Source organism: Streptomyces sp. NPDC087859, assembly GCF_044742595.1.
Classification (GTDB): Bacteria; Actinomycetota; Actinomycetes; order Streptomycetales; family Streptomycetaceae; genus Streptomyces; species Streptomyces canus_F.
On the sequence record NZ_JBIUUU010000014.1, the window covers coordinates 209,561 to 225,541 of the forward strand.

Annotated in this window: 13 protein-coding genes; 9 read left to right on the forward strand and 4 right to left on the reverse strand. The window is 71.2% G+C overall.

What is annotated here, in order from left to right; translation table 11 throughout:
* Positions 1 to 88: 88 nt before the first annotated feature.
* Entirely contained in the window at positions 89 to 2,503 is a 2,415-nt protein-coding gene (gene lon, locus ACIOHP_RS32695) for an endopeptidase La (RefSeq protein WP_361479509.1), read from the reverse strand.
* Positions 2,504 to 2,666: 163 nt separating this feature from the next.
* Between lon and ACIOHP_RS32700 the strand changes: the two genes are divergently transcribed.
* Entirely contained in the window at positions 2,667 to 3,311 is a 645-nt protein-coding gene (locus tag ACIOHP_RS32700) for a GNAT family N-acetyltransferase (protein WP_401893217.1), read from the forward strand.
* A 95-nt stretch (positions 3,312 to 3,406) separates the two neighbouring features.
* Positions 3,407 to 4,162 carry a GNAT family N-acetyltransferase gene (locus ACIOHP_RS32705; RefSeq protein WP_401893320.1) on the forward strand — a complete coding sequence of 252 codons (756 nt, stop codon included), beginning with the start codon at positions 3,407 to 3,409 and terminating at the stop codon, positions 4,160 to 4,162.
* Between the two features lie 166 nt (positions 4,163 to 4,328).
* Here the strand turns inward: ACIOHP_RS32705 and ACIOHP_RS32710 are convergent, their stop codons facing one another.
* Complete coding sequence (locus ACIOHP_RS32710; RefSeq protein WP_401893218.1) at positions 4,329 to 5,144, reverse strand: rhomboid-like protein; 816 nt, start codon at positions 5,142 to 5,144, stop codon at positions 4,329 to 4,331.
* A 139-nt stretch (positions 5,145 to 5,283) separates the two neighbouring features.
* Between ACIOHP_RS32710 and ACIOHP_RS32715 the strand changes: the two genes are divergently transcribed.
* The 5 genes from ACIOHP_RS32715 (at position 5,284) to ACIOHP_RS32735 (ending at position 12,680) form a co-directional block, all read left to right on the forward strand.
* The gene (locus ACIOHP_RS32715; RefSeq protein WP_401893220.1) at positions 5,284 to 5,961 is read left to right on the forward strand and encodes a spermidine synthase; all 678 of its coding nucleotides are present in this window, start codon (positions 5,284 to 5,286) and stop codon (positions 5,959 to 5,961) included.
* 134 nt (positions 5,962 to 6,095) lie between these two features.
* Positions 6,096 to 6,836 (forward strand): response regulator transcription factor, encoded by a 741-nt coding sequence (locus ACIOHP_RS32720; RefSeq protein ID WP_046261291.1) that lies wholly within the window; start codon positions 6,096 to 6,098, stop codon positions 6,834 to 6,836.
* On the forward strand, positions 6,833 to 7,939 hold the full coding sequence (locus ACIOHP_RS32725) for an ATP-binding protein (RefSeq protein WP_307025947.1): 1,107 nt from the start codon (positions 6,833 to 6,835) through the stop codon (positions 7,937 to 7,939). The genes ACIOHP_RS32720 and ACIOHP_RS32725 overlap by 4 nt, the downstream gene beginning before the upstream one ends.
* A 281-nt stretch (positions 7,940 to 8,220) precedes the next feature.
* Positions 8,221 to 12,015, forward strand: a complete 3,795-nt coding sequence (locus ACIOHP_RS32730) for a multifunctional oxoglutarate decarboxylase/oxoglutarate dehydrogenase thiamine pyrophosphate-binding subunit/dihydrolipoyllysine-residue succinyltransferase subunit (RefSeq protein WP_361542264.1) — start codon at positions 8,221 to 8,223, stop codon at positions 12,013 to 12,015.
* A 20-nt stretch (positions 12,016 to 12,035) separates the two neighbouring features.
* Positions 12,036 to 12,680, forward strand: a complete 645-nt coding sequence (locus ACIOHP_RS32735) for a hypothetical protein (RefSeq protein WP_401893222.1) — start codon at positions 12,036 to 12,038, stop codon at positions 12,678 to 12,680.
* Here ACIOHP_RS32735 and ACIOHP_RS32740 read toward each other — a convergent pair whose 3' ends face one another.
* Positions 12,681 to 12,863 carry a DUF6104 family protein gene (locus ACIOHP_RS32740; protein WP_046261288.1) on the reverse strand — a complete coding sequence of 61 codons (183 nt, stop codon included), beginning with the start codon at positions 12,861 to 12,863 and terminating at the stop codon, positions 12,681 to 12,683. It abuts the gene before it with no gap.
* A gap of 62 nt (positions 12,864 to 12,925) precedes the next feature.
* Entirely contained in the window at positions 12,926 to 13,762 is an 837-nt protein-coding gene (locus ACIOHP_RS32745; protein WP_401893224.1) for a hypothetical protein, read from the reverse strand.
* A gap of 150 nt (positions 13,763 to 13,912) precedes the next feature.
* Between ACIOHP_RS32745 and ACIOHP_RS32750 the strand changes: the two genes are divergently transcribed.
* Together ACIOHP_RS32750 and ACIOHP_RS32755 are read left to right on the forward strand one after the other, a co-directional pair.
* On the forward strand, positions 13,913 to 14,914 hold the full coding sequence (locus ACIOHP_RS32750) for a DUF4097 family beta strand repeat-containing protein (RefSeq protein ID WP_401893226.1): 1,002 nt from the start codon (positions 13,913 to 13,915) through the stop codon (positions 14,912 to 14,914).
* 1 nt (position 14,915) lies between these two features.
* Positions 14,916 to 15,968, forward strand: coding sequence for a helix-turn-helix transcriptional regulator (locus ACIOHP_RS32755; RefSeq protein WP_401893227.1), 1,053 nt, complete (start codon positions 14,916 to 14,918; stop codon positions 15,966 to 15,968).
* Positions 15,969 to 15,981 lie beyond the last annotated feature (13 nt).

Here is a 15,981-nt window from a genome sequence, read left to right on the forward strand (position 1 = left end):
TCCCCGGTACGGCGAAGGCCCGGGCCTCCCTCACGAGAACCCGGGCCTTCACCTCATCCGATGACGTCCGTCACGCCGTCATCGGAAGTCACGCCGCCACCGGAACCTCCGACGTCGCTCCGGCAACGGCCGGCGACAACGCCAGTTCCAGGACCTGGCGGACGTCCGTCACGGCGTGGACGTCGAGCTTGTCCAGCACCTCGGCGGGGACGTCGTCCAGGTCGGGCTCGTTGCGCTTGGGGATGATGACGGTCGTGACGCCCGCCCGGTGCGCGGCCAGCAGCTTCTGCTTCACGCCGCCGATGGGCAGCACGCGGCCCGTCAGCGAGACCTCGCCCGTCATGGCGACGTCGGTCCTCACCAGCCGCCCGCTCAGCAGCGACGCCAGTGCCGTCGTCATCGTGACGCCCGCGCTCGGGCCGTCCTTCGGCACCGCGCCCGCCGGGAAGTGGATGTGCACGCCCCGGTCCTTCAGGTCGCCCACCGGCAGCTCCAGTTCGGCGCCGTGCGAGCGCAGGAAGCTCAGCGCGATCTGCGCGCTCTCCTTCATCACGTCACCCAGCTGGCCCGTCAGGGTCAGACCCGCCGCGCCCGTCTCCGGGTCCGCCAGGGACGCCTCCACGAAGAGCACGTCACCGCCCGCTCCCGTCACCGCCAGGCCCGTCGCCACACCCGGCACCGCGGTACGGCGCTCCGCCGGGTCCTGCGCCGACTCCGGCACGTGGTGCGGCCGCCCGATGAGGCCCCGCAGCTCCTCGTCCGTCACGGTGAACGGCAGCTTCCGCTCGCCCAGTTCGTGCTGGGCCGCGACCTTGCGCAGCAGCCGCGCGATGGACCGCTCCAGGGTCCGGACACCCGCCTCGCGGGTGTACTCGCCGGCGAGCTTGCGCAGGGCGCTCTCGTCCAGGGTCACCTCGTCCTTGTCGAGGCCGGCCCGCTCCAGCTGGCGCGGGAGCAGGTGGTCACGGGCGATGACGACCTTCTCGTCCTCGGTGTAGCCGTCGAGGCGGACCAGCTCCATACGGTCGAGCAGGGCCTCGGGGATGGCCTCCAGGACGTTGGCGGTGGCGAGGAAGACCACATCGCTCAGGTCCAGCTCCACCTCGAGGTAGTGGTCCCGGAAGGTGTGGTTCTGCGCGGGGTCGAGGACCTCCAGCAGGGCCGCCGCCGGGTCGCCCCGGAAATCGGACCCCACCTTGTCGATCTCGTCGAGCAGGACCACCGGGTTCATGGACCCGGCCTCCTTGACGGCACGGACGATCCGGCCGGGCAGCGCGCCGACGTACGTACGCCGGTGACCGCGGATCTCGGCCTCGTCCCGCACCCCGCCGAGGGCGACGCGGACGAACTTGCGGCCCATGGCGTGCGCGACGGACTCGCCCAGGGACGTCTTGCCGACGCCGGGCGGGCCGACCAGTGCCAGGACGGCACCGCCACGGCGGCCGCCCACCACACCCAGCCCCCGGTCGTTGCGCCGCTTGCGCACCGCGAGGTACTCGGTGATCCGTTCCTTCACGTCCTCCAGGCCCGCATGCTCGGCGTCCAGGACCGCCTTGGCGCCCTGGATGTCGTAGGCGTCCTCGGTCCGCTCGTTCCACGGGAGTTCGAGCACCGTGTCCAGCCAGGTCCGGATCCACGATCCCTCGGGCGACTGGTCGCTGGACCGCTCCAGCTTGTCGACCTCCTTGAGGGCCGCCTCGCGGACGTTCTCCGGCAGGTCGGCGGCCTCCACGCGGGCGCGGTAGTCGTCGGACTCCTCGCCGTCCTTCTCGCCGTTGAGATCACGCAGTTCCTTGCGCACGGCTTCCAGCTGGCGGCGGAGCAGGAACTCGCGCTGCTGCTTGTCGACGCCTTCCTGGACGTCCTTGGCGATGGTCTCGGCGACGTCCTGCTCGGCGAGGTGGTCGCGGAGGTGCTGGGTCGCGAGCTTGAGGCGGGCCACCGGATCGGCGGTCTCCAACAGTTCGACCTTCTGGTCGGTGGTCAGGAAGGGTGAGTAGCCGGAGTTGTCGGCGAGCGCGGAGACGTCGTCGATGGCCTGGACACGGTCCACGACCTGCCAGGCGCCGCGCTTGCGCAGCCAGGCGGTGGCGAGGGCCTTGTACTCCTTGACCAGTTCGGTGACATGGCCCGGCAGCGGCTCGGGCGTGGTCTCGTCGATACGGGTGCCCTCGATCCAGAGGGCGGCGCCCGGCCCCGTGGTCCCGGCACCGATGCGCACCCGTCCCCGGCCGCGGATCAGCGCGCCCGGGTCGCCGTCGGCCAGCCGGCCGACCTGCTCGACCGTGCCGAGGACGCCGGTACCGGTGTAGGTGCCGTCGATGCGCGGCACCAGCAACACCTTGGGCTTGCCCGGCTCCGACCGGGCGGCGGCCTGGGCGGCCTCCACCGCGGCGCGTACGTCGGGATCGTTCAGGTCGAGCGGGACCACCATGCCGGGAAGCACGACCTCGTCGTCGAGCGGCAGCACGGGCAGAGTGAGCGGTGTGGACGTCGAAGCCATGATCTCCCCTTCGGCACTCAAGTTGAGCTATGCCGACTCAATGCACGTGAGCCTTCGATTGTTCCCCTGGGCGCGTTCGCTGTGAGCGATCACGTCTGCCGGAACGCGTGACCAGCGACTGTAATAACCCCAGACGGCTTTCATTCGTTACCGGAGGGGTGTCATGGACCGGCTCGTACGGGCATGGGTGGACGGATGGGTGCTCTCGCGCGGGGCGGCCCCGCCGGTGGTCGAGCCGTGGGGGTGCACGATCGACGTGGGCACGGACGGCCATGTCGCACGGCATGTGTTCGGCGCGATCGGCGACGGCGTCGAGGAGACGGCCGTGCGGAAGGTGGCCGGGGCGGTCACCGGTGCCGGTGTGTGGCTCAAGGTGTTCCGGGATCCGGGCGTGGTCGGCGGCTGGCTCGGCGAGGGCTGGTGGATCGACCCCGAACCCGGCCACCTGATGACCCTCCCCCTCACCACGGCGCCCGACCAGCCGACGGTCCCCGACGGCTACCGCCTGCGCACCTGGTCCCGCGGCGGCGTCACCCGCACCATGCTCGCCGCCCCCGACGGCTCCTGGGCGGCCCGCGGCCAGCTCGCCCCGACCGGCGCGACCGCGGTCGTCGACCAGATCGAGACCTCGCCGCGGCAGCGCCGCAAGGGCCTCGGCACGCTCGTCATGCACACCCTCCAGCGGGCCGCCTCGGAACAGGGCGCGGAGCTCTGCGTCCTGGCGGGGACCCCCGCGGGGCGGGGGCTGTACGAGTCGCTGGGCTGGACGGTGGCCGCGCCACTGACCAGCGCGAAGTTCACCGGCTGAGGGCGCCGCACAAAACCGGTTGCCTCCTGTGCCGGGCGCCGTACGGTCGTGCCGTGACCGACACCGAGATCTTCCTCGCAGCCTACGACGACCAGATGCGCGGTGCGCCGCCCACCCCGCCCGCCGGGGTGACGTACGAGAAGGACGGCCCGCTGCTCCGGATCGTCGGGCAGTTCCGGGGGTTCGTGAGCGGGCCGCGCGAACTCGGCGTCGACGGGGACGCGCTGGACGGACTCATCGCCTCGCAGCGGGACTTCTTCGCGGCGCGCGGCGAGGCCGTGGAGTGGAAGACCCGGGGCCACGACACCCCGGCCGACCTCACCGAACGGCTCCGCGCGGCGGGCTTCCTGCCGGAGGACCGGGAGACGGTGCTGATCGGACGCGCGGCCGACATGTCCGTACGCGAGCCCGTCCTGCCGGACGGTGTGACGCTGCGGCGGGTCACGGCGGACGCCGACATGCGCCGGATCGCCGCCATGGAGTCCACCGTCTGGGGCCAGGACTGGAGCTGGCTCGCCGACGACCTCGTCGGCCGGGTCGCCGCGGCCCCCGACGAGATCGCGGTCTACGTCGCCGAGGCGGACGGCGAGGTGGTTTCCGCGGCCTGGCTGGCCTTTCGCGCGGGCTCCGCGTTCGCGAGCCTGTGGGGCGGCTCCACGCTCGCGGAGTGGCGGGGACGGGGGATCTACCGCGCCCTGGTCGCCACCCGCGCCGCCCTCGCGTCCGCGCGCGGCGTCACCTATCTGCACGTGGACGCCTCCGACGACAGCGCACCCATCCTGCGCCGCCTCGGCTTCGAGGCGGTGACGACGACCACGCCGTACGTCTGGAACCCGCCCCGCACGGCCTGAGACACGCTGCGATCGCCCCCGGTGCCGTTCCGGATGACGGCCGGGCGCCTCGGTCGTACGTCATGTTCCAGCAGCCCCTTAGCCCCGCCGGAGACCAGGTGTTCGGCCTGTCCGGCGGGCGCGTCCCGTGCCACGGCACGCTCGCGGAGCCGGACGCGCCCGGGGCCTATCCGGCGGTGGCCGCGCCCGGGGTCCGAGCCCGGTACCAGCGCCGGACCGTCGGCCAGGTCGCCACCCCGATCGCCAGCGCCATCAGATGCCCCCACTCCGTCATCGGGTCGGCGAAGGCGAGCAGGTCCTGCACGAGCATCCCCCCGTACAACCCCAGCAACGGCCACCGCAGCCACGGCGGGAGCAGCCCGGCGAGCGCGCCCGTCGCGGCGGCGACGCCGAAGCTGATGCCGTAGTCGAGGCGGTGCAGGGAGGTGTCGGGGAGGTGGCCGGCCAGGACGGCGAGGCCCACCGGGACCTCGGTCGCGAGAGTGGCCAGCACGTGGCCGAGGAGGAAGACGCCGGCCGCGCGCAGACCGCCGATCCGGCGCTCCAGCGCGGTCATGACCAGCAGGAAGCCGAGGACGTACGGCGACGCGACCCCGCCCGCGATCCACAGCGCGCTGGCCGGCAGGACGAGCACGGGCGTGCGCACGAGGTGGGCCACGTCGGTGCTGGAGCCCTGGAGCAGGGCGTGCACGAGGGACGGGTCGGCGTACTCCGTGACGAGCGAGGTGACGGCCAGGACGGCGGCGTAACCGAAGGTGAACGGCGTCCCGGTGGGGGTGGGGAACAGCCGCCACGGGCGGATCCCCGGGCCGGCCTCGGGGGCGGCCCCGGCGACCGGGAGAACGGCCGGGACAGGGGCCGGTACGGAGACCGCCCCGCGCTGCTTCGGCAACCCGTCCAGCAGGCCCGAGGCGCTGTCCGGCACGGACTCCGTACCCGCCCCGTCCTCAGAAGCCCGCGCGGCGGCCTCGCTACGTTCCACCGTGAGGCGCTCCTTCCGTTGCACTCCAGCCTTCGCGCTCCGCCGCCCCCGTGTCTGTGACCGGCGCCACGCGGACCCCGATTCACAGGCACTTCTCAAGAACCGTCCGGCAGCCCGATCTCTTTGCCAGGATGGGCGGATGCCCATCTCGTACGACATTCCCGAAGTCCTGGACCGTCGTGAGGGCCCGCACGGTGAGGTCGTGCTGCGCCGGCACGGTGAGTTGCTGCAGATCATCGCCAACGGGTGCTTCCTGATGGACACCTCCGACGGGCGCTCGGAGCGGCTGCTGATGGACGTGGCGCTCGACGCGCTGGAGGGGCGGCCCGAGCCGGGTGTGCTGATCGGCGGGCTCGGGGTCGGGTTCTCGCTCGCCCACGCGGCCGCGGATCCGCGCTGGGGGCGGATCACGGTCGTGGAGCGCGAGACGGCCATCGTCGACTGGCACCGTCACGGCCCGCTGTCCGCGCTCTCGGCGCCGGCGCTCGCCGATCCACGGACCGAGATTCTGGAAACAGATCTTGTCGCTTATGTGAATGAGACATCGAACACGTATGACGCGCTGTGCCTGGACATCGACAACGGGCCCGACTGGACCGTCACCGAGGGCAACGACGGGCTGTACTCGCCGAGCGGACTGGCCAGCTGCGCAAGGGTGTTGAGGCCCGGCGGGGTGCTCGCCGTGTGGTCGGCGCAGCCTTCGCCGGAATTCGAAGGATCCCTACGGAATGCCGGGTTCCAGGGGGTGCGTACCGAAGAGGTGCCCGTTGCCCGGGGCGTTCCGGACGTCGTGCACCTCGGGGTCCGACCTGGATAGCCGAGGCGTGGTGACTCCCCGTACTCTGCTTCCCTGGCGCAGATCATTCAAGCGTCAATCGCAAGCATGCGCAGGCATAAGCCAGTAAGCGGGATCACCCCACTGATTCCGGAAAGCAACCCTTGGGGCGGGCGATGGAGCAGACACACACCTCCCACAACGGCACGGCCACGGCCACTCCCGGCGCACAGCGCCGGGTGCTCGTGGTCGAGGACGACCCGACGATCGTGGAGGCCATCGCGACCCGCCTGCGTGCCGAGGGATTCCTCGTGCAGACCGCGGGCGACGGTCCGGCGGCGGTCGACACGGCCGAGGCCTGGCAGCCCGATCTGCTGATCCTCGACATCATGCTGCCCGGCTTCGACGGTCTGGAGGTCTGCCGCCGTGTGCAGGCCGCCCGGCCGGTGCCGGTACTGATGCTGACCGCGCGCGACGACGAGACCGACATGCTGGTCGGACTCGGGGTCGGCGCCGACGACTACATGACCAAGCCCTTCTCCATGCGTGAGCTGGCCGCCCGCGTGCATGTGCTGCTGCGCCGGGTGGAGCGGGCCGCACTGGCCGCCGCTACGCCCCGAAGCGGCATCCTGCGCCTGGGCGAGCTGGAGATCGACCACGCGCAGCGCCGGGTGCGGGTGCGGAGTGAGGATGTTCACCTCACGCCGACCGAGTTCGACCTCCTGGTGTGCCTGGCGAACACCCCGCGCGCGGTCCTGTCCCGCGAGCAGCTGCTCGCGGAGGTGTGGGACTGGGCGGACGCCTCCGGCACCCGCACGGTCGACAGCCACATCAAGGCGCTGCGCCGGAAGATCGGCGCGGAGCGGATCCGCACGGTGCACGGCGTGGGCTACGCCCTGGAGACGCCGACGCCATGAGCGGCGGTCCGTCCGGACGGAGAGGTCCCTGGGAGCCCTGGGGCGGCGTGCGCCCGTTCTCGATCAAGACCAAGCTGGGTGCGCTCGTCGTCACCTCGGTCCTGATCACCACGGGTCTGTCGATGATCGCGGTTCGCACCAAGACGGAGCTGCGCTTCATCACGGTGTTCTCGATGATCGCCACACTGCTCATTACGCAGTTCGTGGCGCATTCGCTCACGGCTCCGCTGGACGAGATGAACGCGGTGGCCCGGTCCATCTCGCACGGCGACTACACGCGCCGGGTGCGGGAGAACCGCCGGGACGAGCTGGGCGACCTCGCCGAGACCATCAACCGGATGGCCGACGACCTGGAGGCCCAGGAGCAGCAGCGCAAGGAACTCGTGGCGAATGTCTCCCATGAGCTGCGCACCCCCATCGCGGGGCTGCGGGCGGTGCTGGAGAACATCGTGGACGGGGTCTCGCCCGCGGACCCCGAGACGATGCGGACGGCACTGAAACAGACGGAGCGGCTCGGCCGGCTGGTCGAGACGCTGCTGGACCTCTCCCGCCTCGACAACGGCGTCGTACCGCTGAAGACGCGTCGCTTCGAGGTGTGGCCGTATCTGTCCGGCGTGCTGAAGGAGGCCAACATGGTCGCTTCGGCGCGTGCGGGCATCGCCTCCGGATCGGGCAGTCACACGCGTACGGACGTCCATCTGCACCTGGACGTGTCCCCGCCCGAGCTGACCGCGAACGCGGACCCGGAGCGGATCCACCAGGTCGTGGCCAACCTGATCGACAACGCGGTCAAGCACAGCCCGCCGCACGGGCGCGTGACGGTGAAGGCCCGGCGCGGGCCGCTGTCGGACTCCCTGGAGCTGGAGGTTCTCGACGAGGGCCCCGGTATCCCGCGCTCGGAGTGGCATCGCGTCTTCGAGCGGTTCAACCGGGGGGCCGTGAACCGGCCGCACGGTCCCGGCAGCGACGGCGGCACGGGGCTCGGTCTGGCGATCGCCCGCTGGGCGGTGGATCTGCACGGCGGCCGGATAGGAGTGGCCGAATCCGAGCGGGGTTGCCGGATTCTTGTCACCCTTCCGGGACTTCCATCTCTGCCAAGTTGACGTAAAGTTCGAACCGGAGCCACAAGATCCATGTGCGTCCGCACTGACGGACACGTGTGATCAGCCACAGGCCCGCGCCATCGGCGTCCGGGGTCCTGCGAAGCCCTTCCCATCTGAAGCGGAACCACGCTTGTTTCCCGCCATTTCTGGCCCCGAAACACACTTTCCGATGTGACTTACGCGACGATGACCTTGCCCGACCTGAACTTCCCGGCCATGGGGGCGTAGCCTTTATTCCCGCTGTCCATCACCTTGTGAAGCGGAAGAGGGCGGTTGCCGCCGTGTCGTCACAGTCCCCCAGTAACTCGAGCATCTCGACCGACACCGACCAAGCGGGGAAGAACCCTGCTGCTGCGTTCGGTCCCAATGAGTGGCTCGTCGACGAGATCTATCAGCAGTACCTCCAGGATCCGAACTCGGTCGACCGAGCCTGGTGGGACTTCTTCGCCGACTACAAGCCGGGTGCCGCTGCCGCCCCGGCGGCGGCCGCTCCGGCCCCCGCCGCCGCGCCGGCCCAGGCCGCGCCCGCCGCCCCGGCCGCTCCAGCGGCTCCCGCGGTGCCCGCTCCGGCTCCCGCCGCCCCCGCGGCCGCGCAGCCCGCGGCCGCCGCTCCGGCGCCCGCGAAGGCCGCCGCCCCGGCTCCGGCCGCGGCGCAGCCCGCAGCGGCCAAGCCGAAGGCCGAGCCCGCCGCCACGTCCGCGGCCGGCCCGGAGCTGGTCACGCTGCGCGGCCCCGCCGCCGCCGTCGCGAAGAACATGAACGCCTCGATCGAGGTGCCCACGGCCACGTCCGTGCGCGCGGTCCCGGTGAAGCTGCTCTTCGACAACCGCATCGTCATCAACAACCACCTGAAGCGCGCCCGGGGCGGGAAGATCTCCTTCACGCACCTGATCGGCTACGCGATGGTGCAGGCCATCAAGGCCATGCCGTCGATGAACTACTCCTTCACGGAGAAGGACGGCAAGCCGACCCTGGTCAAGCCGGAGCACGTCAACTTCGGCCTCGCGATCGACCTGGTGAAGCCCAACGGCGACCGCCAGCTGGTCGTCGCGGGCATCAAGAAGGCCGAGACGCTGAACTTCTTCGAGTTCTGGCAGGCCTACGAGGACATCGTCCGCCGCGCCCGCGACGGCAAGCTGACGATGGACGACTTCAGCGGTGTCACGGTCTCCCTGACCAACCCCGGCGGCCTCGGCACCGTCCACTCCGTGCCGCGTCTGATGCCCGGACAGTCGGTCATCATGGGCGTCGGCTCCATGGACTACCCGGCGGAGTTCCAGGGCACCTCCCAGGACACCCTGAACAAGCTCGGCATCTCGAAGGTCATGACGCTCACGTCGACCTACGACCACCGGGTCATCCAGGGCGCCGCCTCCGGCGAGTTCCTGCGGATCGTCGCGAACCTCCTCCTCGGCGAGGGCGGCTTCTACGACGACATCTTCGAGGCCCTGCGCATCCCCTACGAGCCGGTCCGCTGGCTCAAGGACATCGACGCCTCGCACGACGACGACGTCACCAAGGCCGCCCGCGTCTTCGAGCTGATCCACTCCTACCGGGTCCGCGGCCACGTCATGGCCGACACCGACCCCCTGGAGTACCGCCAGCGCAAGCACCCCGACCTGGACATCACCGAGCACGGCCTCACCCTGTGGGACCTGGAGCGCGAGTTCGCGGTCGGCGGTTTCGCGGGCAAGTCCCTGATGAAGCTGCGCGACATCCTCGGCGTGCTGCGCGACTCGTACTGCCGCACCACCGGCGTCGAGTTCATGCACATCCAGGACCCCAAGCAGCGCAAGTGGATCCAGGACCGCATCGAGCGCGCGCACTCCAAGCCGGAGCGCGAGGAGCAGCTGCGCATCCTGCGCCGGCTGAACGCGGCGGAGGCCTTCGAGACCTTCCTGCAGACGAAGTACGTCGGCCAGAAGCGCTTCTCGCTCGAAGGCGGCGAGTCCGTCATCCCGCTGCTGGACGCGGTCATCGACAGCGCGGCCGAGTCGCGTCTGGACGAGGTCGTCATCGGCATGGCCCACCGCGGCCGGCTGAACGTGCTCGCGAACATCGTCGGCAAGTCGTACGCCCAGATCTTCCGCGAGTTCGAGGGCAACCTCGACCCGAAGTCGATGCACGGCTCCGGCGACGTGAAGTACCACCTGGGCGCCCAGGGCACCTTCACCGGCCTGGACGGCGAGCAGATCACCGTCTCGCTGGCCGCGAACCCGTCCCACCTGGAGACGGTCGACCCGGTCATCGAGGGCATCGCCCGCGCCAAGCAGGACATCATCAACAAGGGCGGCACGGACTTCACCGTCCTGCCGGTCGCCCTGCACGGTGACGCGGCCTTCGCGGGCCAGGGCGTGGTGGCCGAGACCCTGAACATGTCGCAGCTGCGCGGCTACCGCACCGGCGGCACGGTCCACATCGTCATCAACAACCAGGTCGGCTTCACGGCGGCTCCCGAGTCGTCGCGTTCCTCGATGTACGCCACGGACGTGGCCCGCATGATCGAGGCACCGATCTTCCACGTGAACGGCGACGACCCCGAGGCCGTCGTCCGCGTGGCCCGGCTGGCCTTCGAGTTCCGTCAGGCGTTCAACAAGGACGTCGTGATCGACCTCATCTGCTACCGCCGCCGCGGCCACAACGAGTCCGACAACCCGGCCTTCACCCAGCCGCTGATGTACGACCTGATCGACAAGAAGCGCTCGGTGCGCAAGCTCTACACCGAGTCCCTCATCGGTCGCGGCGACATCACCCTGGAAGAGGCCGAGCAGGCCCTGCAGGACTACCAGGGCCAGCTGGAGAAGGTCTTCACCGAGGTCCGCGAGGCCATCACGGCCCAGCCGGCCGCGGGACCGATCTCGGACCCGCAGGCGGACTTCCCGGTCGCCGTGAACACCGCGATCACCTCGGAGACCGTGAAGCGGATCGCCGAGTCCCAGGTCAACATCCCCGACACCTTCCACGTCCACCCGCGTCTGCTGCCGCAGCTGCAGCGCCGGGCGACGATGGTCGAGGACGGCACGATCGACTGGGGCATGGGCGAGACGCTGGCCGTCGGCTCCCTCCTGCTGGAGGGCACCCCGGTCCGGCTCTCCGGCCAGGACTCCCAGCGCGGCACCTTCGGTCAGCGCCACGCGGTCCTCATCGACCGTGAGACGGGCGAGGAGCACACCCCGCTCCAGTACCTCGCCGAGGACCAGGCGCGCTACAACGTCTACAACTCCCTGCTGTCCGAGTACGCGGTCATGGGCTTCGAGTACGGCTACTCGCTGGCCCGCCCCGACGCGCTCGTGATGTGGGAGGCGCAGTTCGGCGACTTCGTCAACGGCGCTCAGACGGTGGTCGACGAGTACATCTCGGCGGCGGAGCAGAAGTGGGGCCAGACCTCCGGCGTCACCCTCCTCCTCCCCCACGGCTACGAGGGCCAGGGCCCGGACCACTCCTCGGCCCGTGTCGAGCGGTTCCTCCAGCTCTGCGCCCAGAACAACATGACGGTCGCGATGCCGACCCTGCCGTCGAACTACTTCCACCTCCTGCGGTGGCAGGTGCACAACCCGCACCACAAGCCGCTGGTGGTCTTCACCCCGAAGTCGATGCTGCGCCTCAAGGCCGCCGCGTCGAAGACGGAGGAGTTCACGTCGGGTCAGTTCCGCCCGGTCATCGGCGACTCGACGGTGCCGGACCCGGCCGCGGTGCGCAAGGTCGTCTTCGTGACGGGCAAGCTGTACTACGACCTGGATGCCGAGCGCACCAAGCGGGGCAACACGGACACGGCGATCATCCGTATCGAGCGCCTGTACCCGCTGCCCGGCGCCGAGGTCCAGGCGGAGATCGCCAAGTACCCGAACGCCGAGAAGTACCTGTGGGCCCAGGAGGAGCCGGCGAACCAGGGCGCGTGGCCCTTCATCGCCCTCAACCTGATCGACCACCTCGACCTGGCGGTCGGCGCGGACGTCCCGCACGGCGAGCGTCTGCGGCGCATCTCGCGTCCGCACGGCTCGTCGCCTGCGGTGGGTTCGGCCAAGCGCCACCAGGCCGAGCAGGAGCAGCTGGTGCGTGAGGTGTTCGAGGCGTAGGTCTCGGCACAGTTGATCAATTGATCGCAGAAGGGCCCGACCCCGTCCAGGGGCCGGGCCCTTCCCGCTACGGGGGTGTGTGCGTGGGCGAGCGCCATGTACGGAAGATGTTGCGCCGGATGGGCGGCGGTGAGCCCGTCCAGGCCACCACCGGCCTGGGGACCACCAAGGGGCTCGCTCGACTCGCCTTCTACGCCGAGCAGTTCGGGTACGAGTACGTGAGCGCTCAGCAACTCGACAGGAAGTACGCGATCCGGGTCGTGCCCGCCCACGGCCCCGCCGCCCGCGCGCGGGCGGCGGAGAACTGGGTGAGATACCCGGGCGCCGCCCGGGGAGGCGCGCTGCCGCCACTGGACGACCACGCGGTCGCGGTGCTGAACGCGCGGATCAGTTTCGAGCTGGCCACCCGCTTCACCGAGAAGCAGATGCTCGGGCTCACCACGTTCGGCTTCACCGGGCTGGCCATCGGCCCCTGGATCAAGTTCGGCCTTCTCGTCGGCGGCACCCTCTGGGCCGCGCTGATGGCCCTCGTCCCGGTCCTGCTCGTCGCGAACCGGCGCTACCGGGCCAAGAACGCCGCCCTGCTGGAGGGCGCCGGGTTCACCGCGGTGACCGATCCGGACGGGCAGCCGCGGTATCTGCCGCCCGTCGGCCGGGCGGACTGACTACTCGTCGTCCTCGTCGTCGTCCAGTCGCGCCAGCCACGTGGCCAGCCGCTCCACCGGCACTTCGAAGTCCGGGTTGAGATCGACGAACGTCCGCAGCTGCTCGGCGAGCCACTCGAAGGTGACCTCCTCCTGGCCGCGCCGCTTCTCCAGTTCTTCGATGCCACGGTCGGTGAAGTACAACTCTCGCTCCTGATACGGACGGGCACTGCCCTCGGACCTACTCCCTCAGGGTATGCCGTACGTCAGTCGCGCGGCCGCCCCAGGTCGTACGCCAGCCCCAGCGTCCCGTGCGCCAGCAGCAGGGCGCCCGCCGTGATCCAGCCGCCGCTGCGGCGCCGCAGCCCGAGGGCCGTGAGCGGGACGCCCGCGGCCACCTGGGCCAGGGCGAGAACGCGCGCCCTGGGGGTGCCCGCCCAGGGGAGCCAGGGGCCCAGGCGGCTGCTCTCGACGACGTCGAGTTCCGCGCGGACCGCGTCCCGCCAGCCCGACCACTCGACCGGGCGGGCGTCCGGCTGGACGCCGGCGACCTCGCGGAGGCGGTCGGCGGGTTCGCCGGGGGCGAGACCGGTGGGGAGGGTCAGGCCCGCGCGGGTGAGGACGGCGAGGAGGCCGCGGAGGCGGGCGCGGGCGTCGGCGGCCGGGTCGGGTTGCATGAGGGCGTTCAGGGACTGCACGTCCAGGACCGGGTCCAGGCCCAGGCGGGTGGCGAAGGTGCGCATGGCCTCGTCCTCGCCGGCCGGGGTGCCGCCCGCGAGCCAGACGTAGCCGACGGGGCGGCGGAAGCCGGCGGCGAGGGTGTAGCCGCTGCGGTCGGCGTCCCACCACAGGGCGAGGACGGGCCAGGGGGCGCCGACGGCCAGTGCCGTGGCCCAGCCGGTGAGAACGCGGTCGACCGGCTCGCCGCCCTGCTGCCAGGGCTTGCCTTCGGGGACGAGGACGCTCCACTGCGCGCCCGCGCTCGTGAGCAGCATGCGCTCGCGCAGCAGCCGGGCGGCCGGGGCGACGGACTCGGGTTCCGCGCGGCAGAGCAGCAGGGCACCCGGGGCGGGACCGGTACGAGGAACATCCGTCGGGGACATGCTCACACGCTAGGCGGATTCATATGGTTTGGGCATTTTTGGGCTCCGAACATCCCCAGAACGGGTGTCTTGACTTTCCGTGTCCGCGATATATCGTGAATGACGGAAGACGCGATATGGCGTGTGCGGTGTCACGGGGAGGTCTGCACCATGTCCGAGTGGTCCGTATCGGAGCCCAGGAAGCTCACATTCGACGAGCCGGTGAGCCAGCTCCATGTACGCATCGTCAATGGCACGGTGAACGTCGTGGGCACGGACGAAGGTTCCGCCCGTCTGGAGGTCTCCGAGCTGGAGGGGCCGCCCCTGGTGGTGACCCAGGAGGGCGGCACGCTCACGGTGGCCTACGAGGACCTGCCCTGGAAGGGCTTCCTCAAGTGGCTGGACCGCAAGGGCTGGCGGCGCAGTGCCGTCGTCTCGCTGGCCGTGCCGGCCGACACCCGGGTCGAGGTGGGCGTGGTGGGCGCCGCGGCCGTGATCTCGGGGATCGACGGACGCGCGGAGGTCAAGGGGGTCACCGGCGACACCACGCTCGTGGGGCTCACCGGCCCCGTCCGCGCCGACACCGTCTCGGGCAACCTGGAGGCCCAGGCCCTGCGCGGAGACCTCCGCTTCAACTCCGTCTCCGGCGACCTGACCGTGGTCGAGGCGGGCTCCTCCGTCAAGGCGGACTCGGTGAGCGGTTCGATGATCGTCGACCTCGATCCGACCAGCCGCCCGACCGACATCAACCTGACGAGCGTGTCCGGCGAGATCGCCATCCGCCTCCCCCACCCGGCGGACGCGGAGGTGGAGGCGAACACCGCGAGCGGAAAGGTCTCCAACGCCTTCGAGGACCTGCGGGTCGGCGGCCAGTGGGGCGCCAAGCGGATCACCGGCCGGCTCGGCGCGGGCAACGGCAGCCTGAAGGCGACCACCGTCTCGGGCTCGATCGCCCTGCTGCGCCGCCCGCCGGCCGAGGACGTGCCGTGGGACGCGGACCCGGCGGACAGGGGCCCGGTGCCCGAGGAGGCGGGCACCGGCCCGGTGACCGGTCCGCAGAGCGACTCGGGGGACAATTCCGTTTCCGGCCCGGGTGAGGGCGCTGACGCCGCGGACGCGGCCGACGCCGACGACACCCCGGCCGACGGCACGACCGACAAGAAGGTGCTCTGACATGCCTCCCGTCTTCGCCCACGGCCGCCTCCGCCTCTACCTGCTGAAGCTGCTCGACGAGGCCCCCCGCCACGGCTACGAGGTGATCCGGCTGCTGGAGGAGCGGTTCCAGGGGCTGTACGCACCCTCGGCCGGCACCGTCTACCCCCGCCTCGCCAAGCTGCAGGCCGAGGGCCTGGTCACCCACACCACCGAGGGCGGCCGCAAGGTGTACGCCATCACGGACGCGGGCCGCGCCGAACTGGCCGACCGCAGCGGTGAGCTGGCCGATCTGGAGCTGGAGATCCGGGAGTCGGTCGCCGAGCTCGCCGCCGAGATCCGGGCCGATGTGCGCGGTGCGGCGGGCGACCTGCGGCGCGAGATGCGGGCGGCCGCCTCGCAGGCCCGCGGCGGCGACCAGGACGGCCCTCCAGGGGAGTTCGGGGACCAGGGCGACAACGAGTCGTGGCGCGCGGCCAAGGAGGAGATGCGCCGCGTCAAGCAGGAGTGGAAGGAGCAGGCCCGGCGTGCCAAGGACGAGAGCCGGCGGGCCCGTGAGGAGGCCCAGCGGGCCCGGCGTCAGGCCAAGGAGGCGCAGGAGCGGGCGCGGGTCCAGGCCCAGGAAGAGGTGCAGCGCATCGCACGGCGGGTCCAGGAGCAGGTGCAGGACCACTTCGCGCGGGGCGACTGGCCGACGGGGGTGCGCGAGGGGCTGACCGAACTGGCCAAGGAGTTCGGCGAGTTCGGGCGGGACTACGGCAGGGAGTTCGGCAAGGACTTCGGGTTCGGGCACGGGCACGCGGAGAAGGACGGCGCGAAGCCGGCGGCGGGCGCGCCCGAGTACTCACAGACCCCCGAGGACTTCCCCGCCGACTACGAACCGGCCTGGGCCCATGACGACGGCACCGGGGACTCGGCCCGCGACCTGGACCGCCTCCTCGACCGCTTCCGGGACGACATCCGCGACGCGGCCCGGGACCACGGCGTCACCTCGGACCAGCTCCGCGACGCCCGCCGGCACCTGTCGACGGCGGCGGCGCACATCGGGGCACTGCTGAGGGCACCGAAGGCCTGAGTCTCCTCAGGCC

Bases quoted from the DNA above. Each gene is read 5' to 3' on its own strand.
- lon (WP_361479509.1), bottom strand. From the start codon at position 2,503: ATGGCTTCGACGTCCACACCGCTCACTCTGCCCGTGCTGCCGCTCGAC.
- ACIOHP_RS32700 (WP_401893217.1), top strand. From the start codon at position 2,667: ATGGACCGGCTCGTACGGGCATGGGTGGACGGATGGGTGCTCTCGCGC.
- ACIOHP_RS32705 (WP_401893320.1), top strand. From the start codon at position 3,407: ATGCGCGGTGCGCCGCCCACCCCGCCCGCCGGGGTGACGTACGAGAAG.
- ACIOHP_RS32715 (WP_401893220.1), top strand. From the start codon at position 5,284: ATGCCCATCTCGTACGACATTCCCGAAGTCCTGGACCGTCGTGAGGGC.
- ACIOHP_RS32720 (WP_046261291.1), top strand. From the start codon at position 6,096: ATGGAGCAGACACACACCTCCCACAACGGCACGGCCACGGCCACTCCC.
- ACIOHP_RS32725 (WP_307025947.1), top strand. From the start codon at position 6,833: ATGAGCGGCGGTCCGTCCGGACGGAGAGGTCCCTGGGAGCCCTGGGGC.
- ACIOHP_RS32745 (WP_401893224.1), bottom strand. From the start codon at position 13,762: ATGTCCCCGACGGATGTTCCTCGTACCGGTCCCGCCCCGGGTGCCCTG.
- ACIOHP_RS32750 (WP_401893226.1), top strand. From the start codon at position 13,913: ATGTCCGAGTGGTCCGTATCGGAGCCCAGGAAGCTCACATTCGACGAG.
- ACIOHP_RS32755 (WP_401893227.1), top strand. From the start codon at position 14,916: ATGCCTCCCGTCTTCGCCCACGGCCGCCTCCGCCTCTACCTGCTGAAG.